Origin of the sequence: Trichocoleus sp. Lan, assembly GCF_039961855.1 — a bacterium.
Lineage (GTDB): Bacteria > Cyanobacteriota > Cyanobacteriia > Cyanobacteriales > FACHB-T130 > FACHB-T130.
This window is the reverse complement of sequence record NZ_JAMPKA010000033.1, coordinates 1-21,906: the sequence shown is the minus strand read 5'-3', so window position 1 is coordinate 21,906 and position 21,906 is coordinate 1. Positions and strand designations below refer to the sequence as shown.

At 47.9% G+C, this 21,906-nt stretch carries 20 protein-coding genes; 8 read left to right on the top strand and 12 right to left on the bottom strand.

The window, feature by feature from the left end; translation table 11 throughout:
• Positions 1–32: 32 nt before the first annotated feature.
• The 4 genes from NDA03_RS23345 to NDA03_RS23330 form a co-directional block, all read right to left on the bottom strand.
• Positions 33–488 carry a response regulator gene (locus NDA03_RS23345; protein WP_190414639.1) on the bottom strand — a complete coding sequence of 152 codons (456 nt, stop codon included), beginning with the start codon at positions 486–488 and terminating at the stop codon, positions 33–35.
• Positions 482–2,518, bottom strand: a complete 2,037-nt coding sequence (locus NDA03_RS23340; RefSeq protein ID WP_348239290.1) for a CHASE3 domain-containing protein — start codon at positions 2,516–2,518, stop codon at positions 482–484. Before NDA03_RS23340 ends, NDA03_RS23345 begins: the two co-directional genes overlap by 7 nt.
• Positions 2,519–2,750: 232 nt before the next feature.
• Complete coding sequence (locus NDA03_RS23335; protein ID WP_348239302.1) at positions 2,751–4,520, bottom strand: diflavin flavoprotein; 1,770 nt, start codon at positions 4,518–4,520, stop codon at positions 2,751–2,753.
• Between the two features lie 109 nt (positions 4,521–4,629).
• Positions 4,630–6,348, bottom strand: coding sequence for a diflavin flavoprotein (locus NDA03_RS23330; protein ID WP_348239289.1), 1,719 nt, complete (start codon positions 6,346–6,348; stop codon positions 4,630–4,632).
• Between the two features lie 141 nt (positions 6,349–6,489).
• Between NDA03_RS23330 and NDA03_RS23325 the strand changes: the two genes are divergently transcribed.
• Positions 6,490–7,284: a pantothenate kinase gene (locus tag NDA03_RS23325; RefSeq protein ID WP_348239288.1), complete on the top strand. Its 795-nt coding sequence runs from the start codon at positions 6,490–6,492 to the stop codon at positions 7,282–7,284.
• 162 nt (positions 7,285–7,446) lie between these two features.
• Here NDA03_RS23325 and NDA03_RS23320 read toward each other — a convergent pair whose 3' ends face one another.
• On the bottom strand, positions 7,447–8,286 hold the full coding sequence (locus NDA03_RS23320) for an alpha/beta hydrolase (RefSeq protein WP_348239287.1): 840 nt from the start codon (positions 8,284–8,286) through the stop codon (positions 7,447–7,449).
• Positions 8,287–8,359: 73 nt separating this feature from the next.
• Entirely contained in the window at positions 8,360–8,815 is a 456-nt protein-coding gene (locus tag NDA03_RS23315) for an NUDIX hydrolase (RefSeq protein WP_190426228.1), read from the bottom strand.
• Between the two features lie 146 nt (positions 8,816–8,961).
• Between NDA03_RS23315 and NDA03_RS23310 the strand changes: the two genes are divergently transcribed.
• From NDA03_RS23310 to NDA03_RS23300, 3 genes are all read left to right on the top strand, one after another.
• Positions 8,962–9,255, top strand: a complete 294-nt coding sequence (locus NDA03_RS23310) for a hypothetical protein (protein ID WP_190414633.1) — start codon at positions 8,962–8,964, stop codon at positions 9,253–9,255.
• Between the two features lie 282 nt (positions 9,256–9,537).
• Positions 9,538–9,933 carry a hypothetical protein gene (locus tag NDA03_RS23305; RefSeq protein ID WP_348239286.1) on the top strand — a complete coding sequence of 132 codons (396 nt, stop codon included), beginning with the start codon at positions 9,538–9,540 and terminating at the stop codon, positions 9,931–9,933.
• Between the two features lie 2 nt (positions 9,934–9,935).
• Positions 9,936–10,130, top strand: a complete 195-nt coding sequence (locus NDA03_RS23300) for a hypothetical protein (RefSeq protein WP_190414631.1) — start codon at positions 9,936–9,938, stop codon at positions 10,128–10,130.
• Between the two features lie 180 nt (positions 10,131–10,310).
• On the opposite strand, the gene argH is transcribed toward NDA03_RS23300, so the two are convergent.
• The 6 genes from argH to NDA03_RS23270 all read right to left on the bottom strand — a co-directional run bounded on the left by argH (position 10,311) and on the right by NDA03_RS23270 (position 16,731).
• Positions 10,311–11,696, bottom strand: coding sequence for an argininosuccinate lyase (gene argH / locus NDA03_RS23295; protein ID WP_190676925.1), 1,386 nt, complete (start codon positions 11,694–11,696; stop codon positions 10,311–10,313).
• A gap of 206 nt (positions 11,697–11,902) precedes the next feature.
• Complete coding sequence (locus tag NDA03_RS23290) at positions 11,903–12,133, bottom strand: hypothetical protein (RefSeq protein ID WP_347276913.1); 231 nt, start codon at positions 12,131–12,133, stop codon at positions 11,903–11,905.
• A gap of 172 nt (positions 12,134–12,305) precedes the next feature.
• Positions 12,306–13,724, bottom strand: coding sequence for a PP2C family protein-serine/threonine phosphatase (locus tag NDA03_RS23285; protein ID WP_190414629.1), 1,419 nt, complete (start codon positions 13,722–13,724; stop codon positions 12,306–12,308).
• A 464-nt stretch (positions 13,725–14,188) separates the two neighbouring features.
• The gene (locus tag NDA03_RS23280; RefSeq protein ID WP_277877644.1) at positions 14,189–14,320 is read right to left on the bottom strand and encodes a hypothetical protein; all 132 of its coding nucleotides are present in this window, start codon (positions 14,318–14,320) and stop codon (positions 14,189–14,191) included.
• Between the two features lie 258 nt (positions 14,321–14,578).
• The gene (locus NDA03_RS23275) at positions 14,579–15,562 is read right to left on the bottom strand and encodes a GntR family transcriptional regulator (protein ID WP_190414628.1); all 984 of its coding nucleotides are present in this window, start codon (positions 15,560–15,562) and stop codon (positions 14,579–14,581) included.
• Between the two features lie 233 nt (positions 15,563–15,795).
• The gene (locus NDA03_RS23270) at positions 15,796–16,731 is read right to left on the bottom strand and encodes a polysaccharide deacetylase family protein (protein WP_348239301.1); all 936 of its coding nucleotides are present in this window, start codon (positions 16,729–16,731) and stop codon (positions 15,796–15,798) included.
• Positions 16,732–17,317: 586 nt separating this feature from the next.
• Between NDA03_RS23270 and NDA03_RS23265 the strand changes: the two genes are divergently transcribed.
• The 4 genes from NDA03_RS23265 to NDA03_RS23250 all read left to right on the top strand — a co-directional run bounded on the left by NDA03_RS23265 (position 17,318) and on the right by NDA03_RS23250 (position 21,610).
• A complete protein-coding gene (locus tag NDA03_RS23265) occupies positions 17,318–18,064 on the top strand; it encodes a dienelactone hydrolase family protein (RefSeq protein ID WP_190683345.1) in 747 nt (248 codons plus the stop codon).
• Positions 18,065–18,126: 62 nt separating this feature from the next.
• Entirely contained in the window at positions 18,127–19,029 is a 903-nt protein-coding gene (locus tag NDA03_RS23260) for a S1 RNA-binding domain-containing protein (RefSeq protein ID WP_348239285.1), read from the top strand.
• A 414-nt stretch (positions 19,030–19,443) separates the two neighbouring features.
• Positions 19,444–20,049 (top strand): glutathione S-transferase family protein, encoded by a 606-nt coding sequence (locus NDA03_RS23255; protein WP_348239284.1) that lies wholly within the window; start codon positions 19,444–19,446, stop codon positions 20,047–20,049.
• A 277-nt stretch (positions 20,050–20,326) separates the two neighbouring features.
• On the top strand, positions 20,327–21,610 hold the full coding sequence (locus NDA03_RS23250; protein WP_348239282.1) for a S41 family peptidase: 1,284 nt from the start codon (positions 20,327–20,329) through the stop codon (positions 21,608–21,610).
• The last annotated feature ends 296 nt before the right edge of the window (positions 21,611–21,906 follow it).

Here is a 21,906-nt window from a genome sequence, read left to right as displayed (position 1 = left end):
TAAGCTTTCAGCTTTCAAAGTCTTTCCAACTTTCAACTCTCCTCTAATTTTGGCTTCTGGTTGAAAATGAGCCAATATGAATTCAGTGTTTTCACCATATCCAGCAACGCTTCAAAAGCAACTGGTTTAACCAAGTAAGAGTTGGCTCCCAGGTCATAGGCTTGGTTGATGTCACGATTTTCCTCGGAGGAAGTTAGAACAACAACCGGCAGGCGCTTCAGGTCTGGCTGCTGCCGTAACCATTCCAGCACCTCAAGACCCGACTTGCGAGGGAGTTTCAGGTCTAGCAGGATCAAAACGGGTAGGGGGTAGCGATCGCGATCGGTGTAAGGCGGTTCGCCCGCAAGGTAAAACACGGCTGCCTCCCCATTTTCCACCACTTGCAATGGGTTAAGCAGGTTAGCTTTCCGAAAAGCTCGCTGGATCAGGAAAATGTCATTGGAGTCGTCTTCCACCAGCAAAATAGTATAGTTAGACGCGTTCAACATTCGTCTCTAGCCTTGGGCAGGTCTATCCAAAATCTGCTTCCCTCACCAGCTTGCGACTCGACTCCGGCATGACCTCCCATGCGTTCTAACCCTTTCCGCACAATTGCCAACCCAATGCCAGTGCCGGGGTAACTTTCAATTCCGTGTAGGCGCTCGAAGACGCGAAAAATGCGTTGTTGATGTTCTGGAGCAATGCCGATGCCGTTGTCTTCTATCCACAAGCGTACCCAAAATTGGGAACTTGCTGAAGGTTGATTACTCTCTGGCTCTTCGGCTCTAGATGCGATCGCTCTTGTCTCTACAATACCCTGTTCCTCAGCTTCCCCTCTCTCCCTAACTTCTGCCCACACTCGCACCTGCGGTTGGACTCCAGGAGCAACAAATTTTATGGCATTATTTAGCAAATTTGTCAATACTTGAAACAAGGTGGTGCGATGCCCGACGACTTGAGGCAGCGGTGGTTCTACTGTCACCTGGACTTGTTTTTGCCGCAGTTCTGGCTCTAGTTGAGACAGTACCTCCACCACAACCGCTTCTAGGTGAATCGGCTGGAGACGAATCTCCGTGCGGCTGAGGCGACTATAGTCGAGCAGATCCTGGATTAAGGTATCCATGCGCTGGGAAGCCGTAATGATGCGCTGGGCATAATCTTGCCCGATGGGATCTAAGGAGTCGCCATAATCCTCTAATAAAGCGTGACTGAAACCCTGCATGGCACGCAATGGCGCACGGAGGTCGTGAGAAACGGAATAGGCAAACGCCTCCAATTCAGCATTGGCTTCCTGCAATTGGACAGTGCGATCGCTGACGCGCTGCTCCAGTTGTGCATTGTACTGTTCGAGTTGTTCTCGTAACTCAGCTTGCTGCATCGCGATCGCAAGTTGGTTGGCAACCTCGCTGGCAATCTCTTGGTGTTCCGGATTAAACGTTGCTGGTTCCGTGGCACTTAGAATCAGTTCGCCGATCAGATTTTCTTCGACCCGCAGGGGTAAAGTAATGCAGATACTTTGCCCTTCCCCTATTCGCTTCATGGCAGGCGGACAACGATTGAGTGCCGCGTTCTCTAGAGAAGGGGGTCTCTGTTGCCCTAAGACAAATTCAGGCAGAAACTCGTCAATTTGGAGCGTAGCGCCTTCTCGGAACGGCAAATCTGCGTTGACACTTCCGGCTATCACTTGGGCAACGCCAGTTTCAAAGTTAAACAACACCACAAAAGCCTGCTGGCAAGGCACCAAAAGCTGCATCCGCGACAATGCGGCGCGGACAAGTTCTGCCGATGAATGGGCTTCCAGAATCGCCCGGTCGATCTGATGCAAAGCTTCCAATCGCTGGGCAGCTCGACGCAGCGCGTTTGTTTGCTCTTGGGCGATCGCCAGGGCGTGTTTGTAGGTTTTTGCTACTGCCATCAACTGACGGCTGGTGAACAATGCCAGCAGGCTTCCCAACCCAACCGTTAAGCCGAGAGTACTGCCAATCGTCAGATAGGTTGTTTTTTGAGCGGTGTCAGTGCGAACGTCCCGCAGCACCTCCTCGGTTTCGATGAACGAGGCAAGCTGAAGCCGCATTGCGTCCATCAGTTGTTTACGAGTGTTAAGCACAGAGAATTCATAATCGCCGTTGCGCTGCTTGCGAGCGATCTGGGAGGGGGCATATCGATTCCACTGCTCATAAATTGCTCGCAACTCTTTGAGACGCTGAGTTTGTCGCGGGTTGTCCGAAATTAAAGAACGCAAGTCATTAAAAGCCGGATTGATTAACAAACTTGACTGTCGGTAAGGCGCTAAAAAAGCCGGATTGCCGGTGATAAGATACCCGCGAATCCCGCTTTCCATATCTAACAGCAGTCTCTGAGTATAGTTCGCTTGGGCAATGACTTGGTCGGTGTGGTCAACCCACCGCGTCACCGAAAGTAAGCGGTTGAGCTGCAAAAATAAGATGCCGGAGAGCGCCAGCATCAAAATCAACGGCAACGCGATCGCACGAGTTAGCCTGCGGCGAAAGTTGGTTTGGGCAGTCTCAAATAGCGCCATTTCAACCCTTCGAGCCTTTCGGCTCTAGCAGTAAGCTTTAGCGATCGCTAGGATGCAAGTTGTCAACACCAGCGATGATGTCTCCTTGAAAAAATACTGAGTTAGCAGATCCAAACAGAGCGATCGCCTACTTTCCAAGCTAACAACTTATATAGAAATGGAGCATCTTCAATTAGTTATTAGTTACGGGGGATTGCGAAAAGACGAATCCCCTTTTCACCTACTTCCCTCTCTAATAATGGCTACCCGATTTTCGATGATGAACAGCGGTGACGCCTTCTTGCTGTAACACCTTGCCATTTTCCACCACAGCGTAGACCAACCAGTGATCGCCACATTCCATCCGGGTGCGGGCAGTGCATTCGAGATAAGCAAGGGCGTCGGAAAGAATCGGACAACCATTTTGGGCGTCTTGTGTCGCGACACCCGCAAATCGGTCTTCAGCAGGGCCAAAAGGTTTGAGAAAATGCTTCATCAAGCCAATGTGCTTGCCTTCTCCCAAAATATTTAAAACAAATTTTCCGCCAGAATGCATCAGCGATTCAATCGCTCGATCCTTGGCGACAGCAATGGTTAAACCGGGGGGATTAAAAGTTGCCTGAGACACCCAAGAAGCCAACATCGCCCCGCTGAGTTCGCCTTGTTTCGTTGTTACAACGGAAAGAGAGCCAACCAGATGCCCCACCGCTTGTTCGATCCTGGCAGATTGCGAAGGTGAAATCGGTTGCACGCTTAACTGTTGTCGAGCCATTTTGGCTTTTTTAGCTTTTTTCAACGCTTGGGCGAAGTCTGTCCCGGCTTCTTCGCAATATTTCAGCGTCACCTCGGTGGGTTTAAATTTGACTCGAATCGGATCGAAGCCAAAGCGATATCCAGCATCTTTTAACTTGCCTTCTAGTAGATCGATCGCTTCCCCACTCCAGCCATAAGAACCAAAAACACCCGCCAGCTTGCCTTTGCTCGCGTTGGATAGGACAATGCCCAAGGCAGTTTGAATCGGCGTGGGAGCATGACCGCCGAGGGTAGGAGAACCCATGATAAACCCATCTGATTTTTCTACAGCTTCTTGAATTTCCGAGGGTTCGGCAAATTCGCAGTTAATTGATTCGACAGCAACGCCTGCTTTGGTAATACCACTAGCGATCGCTTGCGCCAAGGTTGCCGTATTTCCATAAGCTGAAGCATAGAGCAGCGCCACGCTCGTTTCAGTTGCCCTTTGCTGCTGGTTCCATTGACGGTAAGCTTGCGTCAGCGGGATCAGACTGTAGCGCACCAAGGGGCCATGACCCGTCCCATAGAGTCTGGCTGGCAAATCCTGTGTCAGTTTGTCTAGCGCTGTTTCGACTTGCCGAGCGTGGGGAGCCATCAGACAATCGTAATAGTAGCGCCGATCTTCGCTAAACACCGTCCATCCTTCATCAAACACCTGATCGCCGCAAACGTGCGCCCCGAAAAGCTTATCCGTATACAAAATTTCGGTTAGGGAGTCGTGGGTGCAAAGGGCGTCAGGCCAACGGGGACTGGGCGTGGGGATAAATTGTAAGTGATGACCTTTGCCTAAATCGAGGGTTTCTTCCCCCCGCATTATGGCAATTTGTAGATTGTGTTCTTGTAAAGTTTCCGGAAAAGTGTTTTCAAAAAGATTTCGCAGCAGAATTGACCCTGGATTTGAGCAAACAAAAGTAATTTGAGGGGCCAGTTTTAGTAAAGCATTCAGCGTAAAAACTCGGTTGGGGTTGACGTGTCCTAAAATCACGTAATCCAGCTTTTTTAAGTCAAACCGCTGCTGTAAAGCGGACAGAAAAATGCCTGTAAATGATTCTCCCGGCGGATCGATGAGCGCTGTTTTATCCGCTTGAATCACATAAGAATTCGCCGTTGTGCCCCGTTGTAGAGCATATTCGATTTCAAACTTAAGTCTGTCCCAAGTGCGCGATCGCAACACAGTTGTATCTGCACCAATCGGGAGAACCTGAACATCGCGGGGTTTTGTGGCTGTCATCATAAGTTAAAACGGTAATTTTTTTAAACGCAAAGGTACACTCTCGTAGCGCAAAGTTAAAGCTGCTTCTTTGCGTACCGAGAGCGCTAACCTTGGCGCATCAAGAGCGTTAATAATAATTTCCGATCTTGCGATGGTGAACCGCTGTGAGGGCGTCGGGTTTGGAGACGCGACCGGATTGAACGGTGCTGTAAACTATCCAATGATCGCTGCATTCCATGCGGCTAGAGACTTCACACTCCATGTATGCGAGGGCTTCCGTCAGAATCGGGGAACCATTCTCCGCAGGCTGAGATTTGATCCCGGCAAATCGATCCGCGCCAGGGGGGAATCGTTTTAAAAAGTGCCGCATCAAATTTTGATAATTTCCTTCTTCTAAGACGTTGAGGACAAAGCGATCGCCTACTTGCATCATCGACTCAATAGCCCGGTCTTTTGCGACAGCGATTGTGAATCCTAGGGGTTGGAAGCTGGCTTGTGCCACCCAGGAAGCTAACATGGCACCTTTGACTTCGCCTTTTTTGGCAGTGATGATGTACAATCCACCGCTGATGCGTCCCAGGGCTTTTTCTAATTCGGCATCAAGAGATTTAATCTGTTTGATGTTGCGATCGCGGGTAAGCAATTGTCCCAAGTCAGTTCCCGCTTCTTCACACAGCTGATAGGTGGCTTCTCCGGGTGTGTCTTTAATCCGAATTGCTGGAAATGCGACTGTCAGCCCTAACTCTCTAAATTTACTCACCAGCGGATCGACGGGTTCATCATCTCCTCCATAGGACTCCAGAATCCCGACCACTTGTTTTTCCTTGGCAGCAGCTAAAACGGTGCCAATCGCCGCTTGGGCGGTAGCAGAGGCGGCTGGGGGTGTGGCAATGACTAACCCAGATGAACGCCCCACGAGTTCTTGCACTTCCTGAGGATCGGCGGATTTTAGGTCGAGTGTCTCGACGGCGACGCCAGTTTTGGTAATCCCTTTGGCAAGAGATTGAGAAAGGCGATCGCTATATCCGTAATCGGAGACATAAAAGACCGCTACGGTCGTCTCTCCCTTGGTTTGAGCTTGGCTCCACTGACGATAACGTCCCGTCAGTTCAACTACATGGTGGCGCAGCAGAGGACCGTGTCCGGTAGCGATGGTGCTGACTTCTGGCAGTTCTCCCATCCGTTTTAGTGCAGATAGCACGGAACGGGCATTCGGAGCCATCAGGCATTCGTAGTAAAACCGATAATCGGCTTCGATGGCGGCTAAATCTTCGTCAAAGGTGCTATCCGAGCAATAGTGCAAGCCAAAAGCGTCGCAGGTATACAGGATTTGGGTTTTGTGGTCGAATGTGAAAATCGTATCGGGCCAGTGCAAGTTGGGGGCAATCACGAATTCCAATTCGTGTCCGTTGCCTAAATCCAACTTGTCGCCATTTTTGACGATTCGCCGCTCAAACGGCTGATGCACAAAATCTTCGATAAACTGAATTGCGACTTTTGACCCAACCACCGTTACCTGGGGAGCCAGTTTCAAGATGTCTTTGACTAATCCGCTGTGGTCTGGCTCGGTGTGGCTGATAATCAGGTAATCAATTTCTTTGGGGTCAATCAGTCCATGTAATGCATCCAGATATAGCTGGCGAAACTTTTCGTGGGAGGTATCCACTAAAGCCGTCTGCTCACCCCGAATGATGAAGGAATTATAGGTGGTGCCGTTTTGCAGTCCAAATTCAATGTCGAAGCGATCGCGATCCCAGTCAAGCGAGCGAATCGTTGTCGTGTCAGGGGCGATTTCGCCGGTCTGCATGGTGAGGCGTTTTTGGGTTCGGTCGGTGAGCGCTACCATCTCTGGTCTCCTTCTGTTGCAACCCATTAGGTATTTTTTCTTCTTTCATTCTGCCACGAGTCTCTTGTAAAGATTTATTAAAAAACCTATGAGTGAGTTAAGAGTTTTAAAAGTGCCGAACGGCTCCAGGCTCAGAGAACGATGAATTGGCTAGCTTTAACGATTGGGAATTCGCGGCTGCACTGGGCGTACTTTGTGGGAGAAATTCTTCAGGATGCCTGGGATAGCAACTATCTGCCAGCGGCAACTGTGAATCGTCTGGCGCAGCGCTTAGCAGCGGGTAAATTTCCACTGGAAATTTTGCCACCCAGTCCGACCAATTCATTATCCAAAATCCACAATCAGCAATCAAAGTTGCCGATTTATCTGGCTTCGGTGGTTCCAGAGCAAACAGCACTTTGGCAAAGTTACCCAGATATCCGTGTCATGACTTTAGACCAATTGCCCCTTGAAGGACTTTATCCCACTCTTGGTATTGACCGGGCTTTAGCGGTGTTGGGTGCTGGCGAAGTTTGGGGCTTGCCTTCTTTAGTGATTGACGCTGGAACTGCTTTGACATTTACGAGTGCAGATGTCAACCATCGGCTAGTGGGTGGGGCGATTTTGCCTGGGTTAAGGTTACAGCTACAGTCTCTAACCCAAAGAACTGCTGCGTTACCACCGATAGAATTGCCCCAGGAAATGCCGCCGCGTTTTGCTGTAAACACACCGGAGGCGATTCAGAGTGGCGTTATCTACACTGTCTTGGCTGGAATCAAAGACTTTATCCAGGCTTGGTGGCAGAAATTTCCAGGTAGTCGGGTGATTTTGACGGGAGGCGATCGCGCTACTTTATTTGCTTATCTCCAAATCCAGTTTCCTGAAATAGCCAGTCAGATAATTAGCGACCCGAATCTGATATTTATGGGAATGCGGTCAGTCGTCCTTAGTTCTTAGTCCTTAATAAAGCGATTCACATCAAATCCGCTTGATTCTCCACAATTGAGAAAAACCTTACCCCGCCTCCACCTGCGGCTCCGGCTCCTCTCCGCAAGCGGAGAGGGGTTGGGGGTGAGGTTCTTTTATTAACTCCACTACAAGCGCACAGCCTATGCGCCCCTAATGCTTACTAACGAAATCTCGAATATACTGAGCCACGACATCTGGCAACGCTTCGGGTAGATCGTTTCCCGCAAAGCTAATAATTTCCAACTGAGCTGATGGAGTTAAGTCCGCGTAGGCTTGACTTTCGGCAATTCTAGAACGACTGTCGCGATCGCCTTGCAAAATCAAAACGGGGACTTTCAGCCACTCCAGTCTTTCTTTCAATAATTCTGCTTGAATTTCGGCGCGGCGGCGTTGAAATAATAGCTTGTCGGTAATGGGAAACTGCACCGGCTGTTCTTGTCGCCGCTTCTTTTGCCCAGTCTGCTTGCGGGGAAACAGGCGATTGTTGGAGACACGAGCGATCGCATCTATGAGCGATTGCCACCCGGAGGATACCACCTTAGACAGCCGCTTAAATAGAGATGTAAATAGAGAGGGGCGCGATCGCTCTGTTCTTAATCCCTCCGCTTCCACCCCAATTGGAGCTATCAGCACTAATCCGCGCACCTGTTCCAAATATTTCAGCGCAAAGCTTGCCCCAATCCACCCTCCCAGCGAGTGACCAATTAAATAAACTTCCCGCTGGTTTAATGCTTCCAACAACTCAGCGAGACATTCCATCTCTAACTCAATCGAGTAGTGAACATTCGGGCGTTCAGAGTCACCAAAGCCGAGTAAATCTGGGGCAAAGCAGTGGTAATCTCGACTCAAACAATCGATGACAGGTAGCCATTGACTACTATCGTGAGCCGATCCGTGTAAAAAAACCAAAACTGGCCCTTGACCGACTTCGCGCCAGAAGATTTGTCCTTGGGACAGCTTTATTCGAGAATTGCGTAGCGGTAGAGTCATCCTAGATTTTAGATTTTAGATTTTAGATTCTAGATTGACGATGGATTGACTCATCCAAAATCGAAAATCCTGCTTATGCGAGGGTTGTCAAGCCGTTCAAGTAGTCCTGCAACTGCTGGTCGTGGTCATGGCAGAGTTTCCCTTGAGGCAAGGATGTCACAGAGAAAGCTTTGACTTCCATAATTTCCAGCGTATCCCGAACCTGCATTTCTCCCTGCACTTCTGCTTCTAGCGCTACACAAATCGAATGAATTCTGGGATCGCGGTCTGGCGAAGAATAAACTCCCACTAACCGGCGAATTTTTACTAACTCCAGTCCAGTTTCTTCCGCCAACTCCCGCCGCGCTGATGTCGGAATGTCCTCACCCCAATCAACAATACCGCCAGGAAAACCCCATTCACCTGTGTCTCCGCGTCGAATGAACACAATTCGACCATCTGGCAAAATCGGGATGATAGTTGTGCCGATAATGGGATGGCGGAAAATAATCCCTAGCACTGTTTGTATAAATCGCCATGACCGACGCATAGGCAAAAGAAGCTTTACTTCAACGCAGAAAGGAACTTTTACTTTTAGAGTCAATTTATGAGCAGGAAGTTCTCCGATTCCAGATAAAATTTAAAACTTTGCAAAAGGAGGGTTTCCCCAAGGGCTGAATCCGCATAGTTCTGGGGATGCCAGAATTGCTTATTCATCCACCTCTACAAATTAAAATTTTAAATCAGCGAGAATTTCCGCTTTTTGAGATTCAGTCACCTGAAGATAAATCTTCTCAATGTTACCATCCGAGCCGATCGCATTCATGTGCAGCGCTGAAAGCGTATCAACTGCTTGGTGCGGAATTTTTTAGCTTTTTGCTGCGGTTACGGCTGACAATTTTACCCAGCCAAGAAGCAGTATCGCTGAGTTTTAGGGACATGGGGATGTTTTCAACCGCAGCAAGTCAGCGCTTTTTAGTAGGCTGCTGACAGGCTGTTATGATATACGTTACAGATGCAAGTTCGGTCACGTCAGTCTGCGACCCGCCGTTTTTAGGCTAGCCTGTTTCGATGTTTCTTCCACAGGTTTGAAGGCAGAGGCTTCCAGAGCCAAAAAAATGCTCTGGGAGAGCAACACACTCTCTGTCTAGATTCACTTGGACAAGAGTAGGTTCTGAGAAGTTGCTAGAGACGCTTTAATTTTGCGCTTCTAGGTCGCTCTTCTCTCTCTCGGCTTTCATCTGAATCAACTGTTCGGATGGATATTGTTGGATGACTATTTACATCGAAAGTCTGTCTTCGCAGGTTACTCCAGAAGACCTTAAACAAGTCTCTGCATCTGGTTCAGCCAAAAGTGTGGCGATACCAAGCGACCGGAAGACAGGCAAAGTGCGGGGCTTTGCTTTCGTAGAGAGGGTGGAAGCTCCGCAAAAAAAGACAGCTATTTCGGTGCTGGATGGTGCAAAATGGATGGGGCGTCAGATGCAGATCAACCAAGCCAGACCGAAGGAGAACCCTCGAAAAGAGGGCGATCGCGGTAGACTGCCAGATTGGCAGATTCTAGCACCTGCTTTTCCAAGCCTTGGGCGTGACTGGCAACACCAACAAGCATCAGGTGCGGGGGAAAACCCAAAGGCACCATTTTTTAGTCGTATATCAAAGAGGTGAACATGGCGAAGCGCCGTAACCCTAAGAAAGAAAAGGCGCAGCGTAATCAAGCATACGCCCGCAAGTTTCGTAAACGTCAAACTACGGGTCGGTTCTCTAAATTCCGGCGTCAAAGATCGCCCGGAGAGAGAACCAATGAGGAGGATGAAGACAAGATGGGAGGAGGAATGGGAGCAATGGGCGGCGCGATGGGTTAGCCATTGCTCGGTTCTGAGGATTGAGGGTTGAGGACTGAGGACTGAGGATTGAGGGCTGAGGAAGAAAAATATTTTTCCTCAGCTACTAACTCTTTTGCGAAATTGAGAAATCCCCTATTCAGCCCTCAGTCTTGATTACTCAGTCCTAATTACTCAGTCCTCAGTCCTGATTACTTAGTCCTAACTACTCAGCCGAGACTGGGCAGCTTGAATCGCTTGTCTCACTTGCTCAAATCCGGTACCGCCGTAGCTGTTACGAGCGGCAACTACTTGTCTTGGAGAGATGGCTTCATAGATGTCTGGCTCAAAAGCTGGGTGCAATTCCTTCCATTCTTCCAAGCTCAAATCCTTGAGAAGTTTACCGGCAGCGAGGGAAGTTTTTACAACCTTGCCCACGAGATTGTAAGCTTCCCGGAAGGGGACACCCCGCGCTGCTAGGTAATCAGCAACATCGGTCGCGTTGGAGAAATCTTCCGCGACGGCTTCTGCAAGGCGAGCGGTACGAAATTCTAGCCCCTCGCGAAACAAAATGGTCATTGCTTCTAGGCAGCCTTTAACGGTCTTTACACTGTCAAATAGGCTTTCTTTGTCGTCTTGTAAGTCTTTGTTGTAAGCCAAAGGTAGCCCTTTCATCAGCACTAGCATTCCTTGCAGATGCCCAAAAACACGACCTGTTTTACCCCGCACGAGTTCAGGCACGTCGGGGTTTTTCTTTTGGGGCATGATGCTGGAGCCGGTGGCGCAGCTATCTTTGAGGGTGACAAAGCCGAATTCGTGAGATGACCAAAGGATGACTTCCTCCGATAAACGGCTGAGGTGAACCATGATCAGGCTGGCGCTAGAGAGAAATTCAATCGCAAAATCGCGATCGCTCACGCCATCCATACTGTTGGCATAGACCCCATCAAAGTTGAGCAGTTTGGCGGTGTAGTGTCGATCGATGGGGAAAGTGGTTCCGGCAAGTGCGCCACTCCCCAAAGGCGAGATATTGACGCGCCCATAGACTTCTCCTAGCCGCTCCCAGTCCCGTTCTAGCATTTGAAAGTAGGCGAGGAGGTGGTGAGCTAAAGAGACTGGTTGGGCGCGTTGTAGGTGCGTATAGCCGGGAATTAGGGTTTCGACGTAATTTTGGGCAAGGTCGAGGAGAACTCCCTGAAATTCGCGCAACTGGCTGCGAATTTGGGAAATTTGATCTCGCAAGTAGAGGCGGGTGTCAGTGCCTACTTGATCGTTGCGAGATCGCGCCGTGTGCAGTTTTTTGCCGACATCTCCGGTAATTTCTGTCAGCCTACGCTCCACCGCAAAATGAACGTCTTCTGCATCTATCCCTGGATTGAAGTTTCCTTCTCGGTATTCTTGGCGGATTTGTTCTAAGCCTGCGACTAGCTGTTGTGCCTCCGACTCTGAAATAATGCCGGTGTGAGCGAGCATTTTGGCATGGGCAATCGAGCCGGTGAGGTCGTATTCGATGAGTTCGATGTCGAAGCCGATACTAGCGTTGAAGCGAGCGATCGCAGGATGCAACGCCGATTCAAACCGTTGGCTCCAAGTTTTTTGTTGAGTCACGAGCTTCTTGGTAACGTTGGATTAACAGATTCAAAGGCGAGCAGCTTGAAAGGCGAGCAGGTTGAAAGTTGGCTCGTCGAGAAGGTTGTAGCTTGCAAAGGCAAGCATCTTACTCTTTAGCAAATTTCAGGACGAGCAAGCTGTATCCAAACATTCAACTTTCAACCTTCAACCTTTAACTTTATTAAACCTTCAAACGCTATCCACTAAGCCGTAATCCCTCGAATCAGGTAGCCAAAAAACAGCCCGATTAACAGCGCCCAGACTTGCCCTGATTTAATGAAGTAGTTAAAGGCATTCTGCATCTGGTCTAACACTTTTGGGTCTCTGATTTCTTGCGCCAAGACGGGCCAATTGACCGGCGAGTGCGAAAACCAAAGCGATACCGTATCGTAACCGTGGGTCAAGTTGGGCAACCAACCGATTATTTCGTGCATTTCATTAAGCACCATGACTCTGATTTCCTCACAACAAAGAGAGATGTTGGCAAAGGTTGCTCGCGCATCCGTTCAGATTGTATTAACACAAAGCTGATGTCTTTGCTAGTGGGGGAGTCAGTGATGGGTAATGAGTCATGGGTATAGGAAATGACCAATGACTCATTACCGATTAACTTTTGACCTGCATCACCACTAGCGTCATATCATCTCCGTTCCGGCTGGATGGACCGATAAACTGCTGTACTTGCTCAAATAGGTAATCTAAAATCGCTTGGGTGCTGTTGCAATGCTGGCAAGCCCACTGGAAGGTGCGGCTCAGCTTTTCTTCGTCAAAGCGATCGCCATTTTGATTTGCCGCATCGGTAAAACCATCGGTGTAATAAATAATCGTGTCCCCAGGATACAGCTGGACTTGGGCATCTTCATACTGGGAATCGGCATCCAGACCAATCAGCATTCCCCAGGTATCCAAGCGCTTGATGGAACGGGTTGATGCCTGCCATAACAAGGGAGGATGGTGGGCGGCATTACTGTAAGACAGAATCCGGGTTTGCGGATCGTATTCGGAATAAAACAGGGTGACAAACCGATGGGAGTTTTCCAAATCGGCATACATTACCCGGTTTAAATGTTGCAGGATCTTCGCCGGTGAGTGCCTGTTTAGCACTTCGGCTCGCAGCATCCCGCGCGTCATCGTCATGATTAGACCGGCGGGGACGCCTTTGCCCATGACATCCCCGATTACCAGGCTCCACGGAACCGATCCTCTTCGGGCAGTTTCCACTTCCGAATCACTGTCTGTTTGGGGGCGCAGCTGGTCATAATTGGCGGGAATAAAATCATAGTAATCTCCGCCGACGCGACTAGCCGTTTGGCACTTTGCCGCTAGTTCGACTCCATAAATATTCGGACATTGTCGCGGTAGTAGGCGCAGCTGGATATCGGCACCAATTTCTAATTCTTTATCTAGGCGTTCTTTTTGGCGTAGTTCGACGGTGAGTTCATCGTTCGCGATCGCAACTGCTGTTTGATCGGCAACTAAGCGCACCAACTTCTGCCGGGTGTCTGTCCAAATATATTTGGGATCGCGGCTGAACACATAAAGACGTCCCCGCTCTGTATTTTTCACCAGAATCGGAGTGCCAAATACCTGAATGTCTGGCCCCAAAAACCGGCTCAGTTGAGAATCCAATGATGGCGGTGTGGCGACCCCCTCTGCTGTTGTCGAGGGATTACTCGCCTGACGGGTTGCGGCGTTAAGCGCCTTGCGAATATCCTGACAAGATTGACCTTCCTGACAGTGCAGGCGTTCTAGCCGCACCTGACCATTCGGCAAAAACCGGATGAGAATGCCGCCATCGGCATCTGTGACCCGCGTTGCCATCAACGGAATCAACTCCAAAAACTGATTCAAGTTATTGAAGCTACGCAGGGCAAACCCTAACGACGAGAGCAAGTCTTGAATCTTGCGCTGTTCTCGATGCAAACGCGCCACCAGTTCTTTGAGCGCGAAAACAGGCGTCGTTTCGGCGGTGGTACCGCCGTCAGGTAAGGGAGATGGCTGGCGAGGAAGGGGCACAGCAGTCATAGCATCAGGAGTTAGAGTTCCGCACAAAAGTTTGTTTTAGCTGTCAGGATATCTTTACAGATTCTGGCTTAAGAATTGCCAGTTTTGGCAACGGTTTGGGGAAAACGCCTTTGATTTAAAAAAAATTAAGAAGGCGTTAGAGCAAAATTGTTCCCGATTACTATCGCAACAGTTGCCAGTTGCAGCTAGCGGTCCGGACGCGATCGCTAAGCAAAAGGAGCCGGCTGTTCTTGAGGTGTAAATATACCCTTAATTGCAGGTTATGCCAATCACCCGGAGGGGCTTTTTGAAAACTTCTGCATAAGTCTATAGACGGAAATCACCATAACTGTCGCTATAGTAAACCCGATCTATACCAAAGCGCCCCTTATTATGTTTGATTGGTTCATCGGCGGCATCGCCTAAGAGTAGCAGACAGCAAACATATACGTGTGGAGTGATTTTACAAGCCAAGACTGTAAATTTTAACCGGATGGCGCGTGTATCCCTAAAGTAAAGATTTCTTCCAAACGAAAGTCTGGAATGGGATCGGGTTGGAAAGCTTTAGCAGCACGGTGTTTCTCAATGGCATCTTTTAAACCCATCGAAGGTTTCATCTAAATCGTCATCTTTGCTCCGATTGCTTCTTGCCGATGTTTCAACAAGGAATTGCCAATTTTAGAAGGGGTTTCTGAGTGAAAAACTTGAATCTCTGATGAAGACCCTAGAGCATCTGGATCGTCCAAAAGTTCAGCCTGAACCGAAGGGTGCAGGTGGGTAATCCCACCTGAATCGGCACTTTAGGCTGCCAAATGGGATGAGCTAGACTGTCTGAGCGTCGAAATCCGATCGTTGAAATCTAAGATCCAAAATTGTTAACCTAAACCGAGTTCGCGCTTGAGCAAGTTAATTGACTTGGTGCCAATATAGTTTTCGCTACATAATAGCTCCGGAGGACGAATAATGTCTTCACGGGCGGCGGCGACTGCGGCTTTGACGGTGGCAAAACTGGCGCGATCGCTAACAATCGTTTGGGCACTGCGAACGATCGCGTTGAGTTTGTAGGTGTCTTTTACCTGGGCTGTCATCACCAGCAAATCATCCCCGCGCAGGCTGTGGATAAGAATTTCTGCAACTCCGAGAATGCCTGAGCTGAGACTCACCAGACCCATACAGCTGTCTTTAGGCAGGCGTTGAACCAGCTGGAGTTCTTGAGCGTAGTCGTAAATATCGACGGGGATGACGCGCACCGCTCGTGGGGCAGCGATCGCTTCCGCATCCCCAATAAAATAGCGGCTAGTCACCACGGTGCCGGAGTGGGTTTGATCGAGTATTTTACTGAGTTCCTCCATCGGCACCAACTGTACGGGTATCCCTAAAGATTTTTCCAGTTCCTGAACCATCAATTCCCCAGCACCGATGTCTCGTGACGGAACCGTGACCAGCACTCGCGCACTACAGCGTAAGCGCCAGTCAACTTCTGCTAGAAATAGTTCTCTGGCTTGGTTGAGGGTGCAACCTTGGTTGAGCAGTTCATCCAGGCTGTGCTGCACCAGCTTGTAGGCATGGGGATATTGTTCGTGTATGGGGCCGCTATGTCCAGTGCCGCCCTCGTTTCCTTGGGCTTTGACATAAATTCCCGATCCGGCTTGGGATTCTACTAATCCAGTGTCTTCTAGCTGCCGGTACACCTTGCTAATGGTATTCCGGTGCAGACCTGTCTGCATTGCTAGCTGCCGAGTGCTGGGCAATCGATGACCTGGGGGAAACTGTCGCGAGGCGATCGCAAACTGCATTTGGTCAAATAGCTGTTTTGACGCTGGAATTTCACTGTCTGGTTGAATATGAAACTGAACCATTTACGAGCCTCCAAGGACTCTGATTCTCATGAAGCCGTGAGAAGGGCAATTCTTTAATAGCATAATGCGCTACAGAAGCTGAGTTATCGCCCTGGTTTTTCAAGATTCTGCCTCCTTCTCACTTGATCTATCTAGTAGAGACGCGATCGCATCAGCACATACGCTCTTAGCACTACTTGCTGCAAGTCTTCTACAAGCCAGCATCTAAACTCCAAAAAAAGTCTAAAACACTCTCAGCCAGGGAAATAATTTTCGGGTTGTTCTCCGGGTGAATGCGGAATTTCCTGCAATCCAAGGGGAATCTGTGTTTCTGCTTCCCCGCTAGAGACGGAATCAGTAGCGTCTGTTGTCTCTTGCCTCTTTAGTAGTTCCGGCAAGGTGACAAACTGATATCCCTGCTTTTTGAGTTTTTCAACGATCTGGGGTAAAGCTTGAACCGTTGTCGAATGGTTGCCGCCACCATCATGCATCAGCACAATAGAACCGGGGAAGGCACTCTTGAGAATGTTTTTGACCAATTTGGGCGCGGTGAGGCGGTGGCGGCGACTGTCCGCTGAGTTAATCGACCACATCATCACGGCGTAGTTGTTCTTTTGGGCGTAAGCCGCTAACCCATTTTGCAAGTTGCCGCCGGGAGGGCGGAAGTAAGCGGTTGTGACTCCGGTTGTCTTGTAGATGAGTGCGGCTGTATCATCTATTTCCTTTGCCGCCGTAGCCTCGTCCATCTGACGATAGGAGTGATGCCAGGTATGGTTGCCAATGGCGTGACCTTCAGCAACCACTCGTCGCGCTACGGCTGGATAACTTTGCAGTTGCTCTCCTACCCAAAAAAATGTGGCTTTGATGCCGTTTTTCTTGAGGATGTCCAGCACTTGCAATGTCGTTTCCCCCCAAGGGCCATCATCAAAGGTGAGGGCGATGACTTTTTTCTGATTCTTCGGCTTTACCTGATAAATGGTTTTTCCCCGATACTCGGTAGGCACTGGGAAGGTTTTTTCGGCTGCGGGTGAGAGAGCGATCGCCCAAGGCGTTGTTTCACTGGGCGAATTTTCGGGTGTGACAATGGGGAGTTGCTGATGAACTGGGTTTGATGGTGCGATCGCCCATACACTTGGCGATGGAGAAGCCTCTGCCGTGTCAGCGATCGCGCTACTCGCTGGCGGTATTATTTCCCTCGGTGGCGAATTTTTGGGTCTGACACTGGGGAGTTGTTGAGCTTCCGGCTTGTCCTGACGAACCTCTATCGCAAACTGATGCTGAGGGGAAGTTTGAGGTGACGGTTCGATGATTTTATTGACGATGAGCGCCGTTAAGGTAACGATAGCGATGAAGGTAAGTTGCCGAGTGAATAATCCGGTCGGTTTTTCTTTTTCTCTCCAGTCTGCCAAGGTCGAACTCCTTCCCTTAGTCCTTGATAATTTTTGAGTTCTTAATGATTACAAAAAACAGCTATCGTTCTTGACTCATTTAACCAAAAATCCCTTTTCTCGACAGTCAGCAACTCTTCAATAACCGCACAAAACTACACAATAAAACTAGCCAGCATTACAAATTATTTAAAAATTGGAATATTTTAAACAAAAAAGTTATGGTTTGATTTATATAAATTTTCTTTATAAAAAAATGCGATAATTTGTGCAGCACTGTCATGAAATTTTAAATACTTTATTCCTGTAAAAAATAGGGTAATTTGCTAGTAGACAAAATAGTAGCACTATCTGCTAAAAAAACGGCAGAGGACACAGAAGAATTATCATGACAGAGAGCAAGATTCGGACAAAACACCTCAAAATTGCCAATGGCGATCTAGAAATTGCGGCTTACCTGGCAATGCCGGAAGGGGAGGGGCCTTTTCCAGGCATTGTGGTGTTGCAGGAAATTTTTGGAGTGAATGCTCACATCCGGGAGGTAACAGAACGAATTGCCAAAGAAGGCTATGTAGCGATCGCGCCTGCAATCTTTCAACGCCAAGCACCGGGTTTTGAAACCGGCTACACTCCGGAAGACATTCAAATTGGCAGACAGTATAAGGATCAAACTCAAGCCTCAGAATTACTGGGCGATATCCAGGCGGCAATTAATTACCTCAAAACCCTGCCCGAAGTCAAACCTGTCTTTGGCTGCATCGGCTTCTGCTTTGGAGGTCACGTTGCTTACCTCGCCGCGACTTTACCCGATATTAAAGCCACAGCGTCATTCTACGGTGCTGGCGTTGCTACTAACACTCCTGGCGGCGGCGAACCAACGATCGCACGCACAAAAGACATCAAAGGCACGCTTTACGCCTTTTTCGGCATGGAGGACGCCAGTATACCCGCCGAACAGGTAGATCAAATTGAAGCGGAGCTAGAGAAACACCACATTCCCCATCGTGTCTTCCGCTACGATGGAGCTGACCACGGGTTTTTCTGTGACCATCGCGCCAGTTACAATGACACCACAGCCGCCGATGCCTGGAAGCAGGTAAAACAGCTGTTTGAACAAGAACTTCAAGCGGCATAATTTTTTCCCACACTAGCAATCAGCGAGTTGGGAATTACTTTTTTTCAATCAACTAAGTTGTCATGAATTCCAAATCGACCTCTTCTCAAGATGCAAAATCGTCATTTTCTATGGACGATTTTGCCAAAGCTCTCGAACAACACGACTACCAATTTCACAAGGGGCAAGTCGTGCGCGGTAAAGTGGAAACCCACGAAAGTGATGGTGCCTATGTAGACATTGGCGGCAAGTCTTTGGCTTTTTTACCTGTCGATGAGGCGTCGTTGAGACGGGTAACAGATTTATCCATTGTGCTGCCGTTGCAGGAAGAACGGGATTTCCTGATTATCCGAGAGCAAGATGCAGATGGTCAGGTGACGCTTTCAGTGCGGCAGATGGAGATCAAGCAGGCGTGGGATAACCTGGCTGATATGCAGGAAGCAAATCAAACGGTACAAGCCCGTGTTACTGGTATCAATAAGGGGGGCGTTACGGTAGAAGTGCAAGGGTTGCGGGGGTTTATTCCGCGATCGCACTTGGTGGAACGCGATAACCTGGAATCACTGGTTGGTGAGAAGCTAACTGCTAGCTTTTTGGAAGTTTCTGCTGACACTAACAAACTAGTGCTTTCTCAACGGCAAGCGACTCGTTCTGTTGCCATCACTCAGCTAGAAGTCGGGCAGTTAGTCGAGGGGAAAATTACTGGCGTGAAGCCCTTCGGTGTGTTTGTTGATTTGGACGGTATCACTGGTTTACTGCATATTAAACAAGTCAGCCAAACCTACATCGAATCTCTAGCATCATTGTTTCAGGTGGGTCAAGTAATCAAAGCGCTGATTGTTGATATCGATGAAGGTAAAGGTCGGGTTTCTTTGTCTACCAGAGTTTTAGAAAATCATCCAGGAGAAGTGCTGGAAAATATGGCTGAGGTAATGGAATCAGCTGAGTCACGTTCTGAACGGGCGAGGAAAAATCTCACCCGATAGGTGTTAGGAAGAGAGTTTGCGATCGCACTTGGTAATAAAGAGTGCGATCGCTTTTGATGTGAAGGGTGCGATCGCCGCCCTGCGCCTAGACGCATCTCCGCGTACCCGATTTATTCCCTAAGTGTTTCCTCACCTTAATCTTGATTTGATGAAGACGAAAATCTTCAGCAACCGTCTTTCTTGCCTTGATTTTATCGAAAAAGAGCTTCGACTCCCTCAACAGTCAGCAACTGAACCCTTAGTTATCGATTTATTTGCTGGGTGTGGAGGGCTGGCTCTCGGTTTTACTGATAAAAGCGATATGTGCTAGCTTATGCTTCGGGCAAGCTTCGCCTGTGACAATACTTATTGCTAACGCTCGCGCACTTGCGATCGCGTCCTGAAATCTACTATTGAAGTAGTTTAGGTATAAATATGCTCAAATTGTATCAATTTTTCTCTTCTGGTAATTGTTACAAAATTCGTCTTTTACTGACACAACTGCAAATTCCCTTTGAGAGCATAGAACTGAATATTCTCAAAGGTGAAACTCGGACTCCTGAATTTTTAAGCAAGAATCCCAACGGGCGAATTCCAGTATTAGAAACAGAATCAGGTCAATTCCTGGCGGAATCCAACGCAATTCTTTTTTATCTGAGCGAAGGAACTGATTTTTTGCCAAACGACCGTTTTGAACGCGCAAAAGTATTGCAATGGTTATTCTTTGAACAGTATAGCCATGAGCCTTATATTGCTACTTCCCGCTTTTGGATTTCTATCCTTGGCAAGGCGGAGGAATATAAGGAGGCACTGAATCAAAAGCGCGAACCCGGTTATGCAGCGCTAACGGTTATGGAAAAATATTTAACAAATTGTAATTTTTTTGTGGGAGAACGCTATACGATTGCTGACATTGGGTTGTTTGCTTACACCCATGTAGCGGATGAAGGTGGATTTGATTTAACAAGATTTCCAGCAATCCAAGCTTGGCTGGAACGAGTTAAAGCTCAGCCTCGGCACATTAGTATCGCGCAATTATAATAGAGTTTGGTATGGGGATGTATGATAAGCGATCGCTTCATTCGCATCCCGTATTTTAGGTAACTGTACCTAAACAAACCTATCTGTAAAACTATTGATTAGCAGCGCCTACTCTAGAACATCTAGTGATGAGTTTGAAACCCGCCTACGCGGGTTTTGTCTGTGTAGGCGCGGTTTCTAACCGCCAGCATATTTTTGTAAAAATGGGAAGATTTGTACCCAAATTTAACTAAATGATGAGCTATACTGACTGAGGTTAGATTTAAATAATAAAATAATGATAAAAATTAAAAAAGTCAACCGCTTTTTGGCTAATTTAAGCCTTAGCGTTTTAGTTATTCTTGGTTTAACTTTTTTTCTTTTGCCAGTTAGTTCAAAACTTCAAGAATCACCGACATTAGCTGTATTTGAAGAAGTTTGGCAAACAGTCAATGACAACTTTTTTGACCCAAAGTTTAATGGGGTTGACTGGAAAGCCATGCGAGAGAAGTATAAACCTTCAGTCAAACAGGCAAAATCTATTGATGAAGCATCCGTTGTCATCAATCAAATGCTAGCTGAGTTGCGTACTTCTCATATAGGCTTTTATCCGAAGTCACAACCCGCTTACTACCAACTTTTGGGTATATTTAATCAAGGTCATTTCTTAGAAAAAATACAAAAGTTATTTCCCAAAGGCTTAGAGTACACCGGAATTGGAGCTTTCACTAAAGAGATCGATGGGAAGACCTTTATCACTGGTATTCTTGATAACAGTTCTGCTGCTCAAGCGGGACTCAAAGTAGGCGACCAAATATTAGCAGTTGATGGCAGTCAGTATCAGCCAATCGAATCTTTTGTTAACAAAGCAGGGAAACAAGTTAGTATATCGATTCAACGAACTCCCGATTCAAGCAGCAAGAAGAATGTAACTGTAGTTCCAAAAATAATAAAACCTAATACAGTTTTCTTGGACGCGATGCGGTCGAGTATTGAAATAATCGAAAGCAATGGTAGAAAACTAGGCTATGTACATATTTGGTCGTATGCTGGCGATCAATATCAGGAATTACTGGAAGAAGAAATTGCTTATGGACGGCTTAAAGACGCGGATGGGTTGATTTTAGACTTAAGAGATGGCTGGGGTGGAGCTACTCCGAATTATCTAAGTATTTTTTCCGAAAAAGTTCCAGTATTAACCCAAATTCCTAGAGATGGAATAAAAACTACCTTGGATTATCAATGGAGAAAACCCGTTGTGATGCTGGTGAATAAGGGAACCAGAAGCGGAAAGGAAATTTTAGCTTACGGTTTTGAGCAGTATGGAATTGGAAAAGTCGTTGGGAGTCAAACAGCAGGCGCAGTTGTTGCGGCTCGTCCTTTCTTGCTCAAAGATGGAAACCTTCTTTATCTTGCGGTTGTTGATATCTACGTGAATGGAGAACGCTTAGAAGGTAAGGGAGTGAAACCCGATATTGAAGTGCCGTTTCAGTTAGAATATGCTCAAGGAAAAGACCCTCAAAAAGCGAAAGCTGTAGAGGTTCTGGCTGAAGCTGTTAAGAATCAGAATCGAGGGGCATAATTGCATTGATAACCTCTAGTAGAGACGCGATTAATCGCGTTTCTACTATACCAATCCTATTTGATTTGCGAACATATTTTTTTAAACGAACCGCAAAGACGCCCTAGCGGAGCCATGCGCGTTAGCGCTATAGAGCGCGAAGAAAAGATAGAAAGAGAGAGTTTACAACTTATTTAGGATTGCTATAGCAGTCCTAAATGAGTTGTGAGAAACCGCCATAGGAAAAAAGCTTTGGAAAGTCAAAGGTTTGACGGTGAGTTACTAATTCAAATAGGAACTTAACGACACCAAATGAT

Excerpts from the sequence above, each read along its gene's own strand:
- NDA03_RS23345 (WP_190414639.1), bottom strand. The coding sequence starts at position 488 with ATGTTGAACGCGTCTAACTATACTATTTTGCTGGTGGAAGACGACTCC.
- NDA03_RS23340 (WP_348239290.1), bottom strand. The coding sequence starts at position 2,518 with ATGGCGCTATTTGAGACTGCCCAAACCAACTTTCGCCGCAGGCTAACT.
- NDA03_RS23335 (WP_348239302.1), bottom strand. The coding sequence starts at position 4,520 with ATGACAGCCACAAAACCCCGCGATGTTCAGGTTCTCCCGATTGGTGCA.
- NDA03_RS23330 (WP_348239289.1), bottom strand. The coding sequence starts at position 6,348 with ATGGTAGCGCTCACCGACCGAACCCAAAAACGCCTCACCATGCAGACC.
- NDA03_RS23325 (WP_348239288.1), top strand. The coding sequence starts at position 6,490 with ATGAATTGGCTAGCTTTAACGATTGGGAATTCGCGGCTGCACTGGGCG.
- NDA03_RS23320 (WP_348239287.1), bottom strand. The coding sequence starts at position 8,286 with ATGACTCTACCGCTACGCAATTCTCGAATAAAGCTGTCCCAAGGACAA.
- NDA03_RS23315 (WP_190426228.1), bottom strand. The coding sequence starts at position 8,815 with ATGCGTCGGTCATGGCGATTTATACAAACAGTGCTAGGGATTATTTTC.
- NDA03_RS23310 (WP_190414633.1), top strand. The coding sequence starts at position 8,962 with ATGCCAGAATTGCTTATTCATCCACCTCTACAAATTAAAATTTTAAAT.
- NDA03_RS23305 (WP_348239286.1), top strand. The coding sequence starts at position 9,538 with ATGACTATTTACATCGAAAGTCTGTCTTCGCAGGTTACTCCAGAAGAC.
- NDA03_RS23300 (WP_190414631.1), top strand. The coding sequence starts at position 9,936 with ATGGCGAAGCGCCGTAACCCTAAGAAAGAAAAGGCGCAGCGTAATCAA.
- NDA03_RS23290 (WP_347276913.1), bottom strand. The coding sequence starts at position 12,133 with ATGCACGAAATAATCGGTTGGTTGCCCAACTTGACCCACGGTTACGAT.
- NDA03_RS23285 (WP_190414629.1), bottom strand. The coding sequence starts at position 13,724 with ATGACTGCTGTGCCCCTTCCTCGCCAGCCATCTCCCTTACCTGACGGC.
- NDA03_RS23280 (WP_277877644.1), bottom strand. The coding sequence starts at position 14,320 with ATGAAACCTTCGATGGGTTTAAAAGATGCCATTGAGAAACACCGTGCT.
- NDA03_RS23275 (WP_190414628.1), bottom strand. The coding sequence starts at position 15,562 with ATGGTTCAGTTTCATATTCAACCAGACAGTGAAATTCCAGCGTCAAAA.
- NDA03_RS23265 (WP_190683345.1), top strand. The coding sequence starts at position 17,318 with ATGACAGAGAGCAAGATTCGGACAAAACACCTCAAAATTGCCAATGGC.
- NDA03_RS23260 (WP_348239285.1), top strand. The coding sequence starts at position 18,127 with ATGAATTCCAAATCGACCTCTTCTCAAGATGCAAAATCGTCATTTTCT.
- NDA03_RS23255 (WP_348239284.1), top strand. The coding sequence starts at position 19,444 with ATGCTCAAATTGTATCAATTTTTCTCTTCTGGTAATTGTTACAAAATT.
- NDA03_RS23250 (WP_348239282.1), top strand. The coding sequence starts at position 20,327 with ATGATAAAAATTAAAAAAGTCAACCGCTTTTTGGCTAATTTAAGCCTT.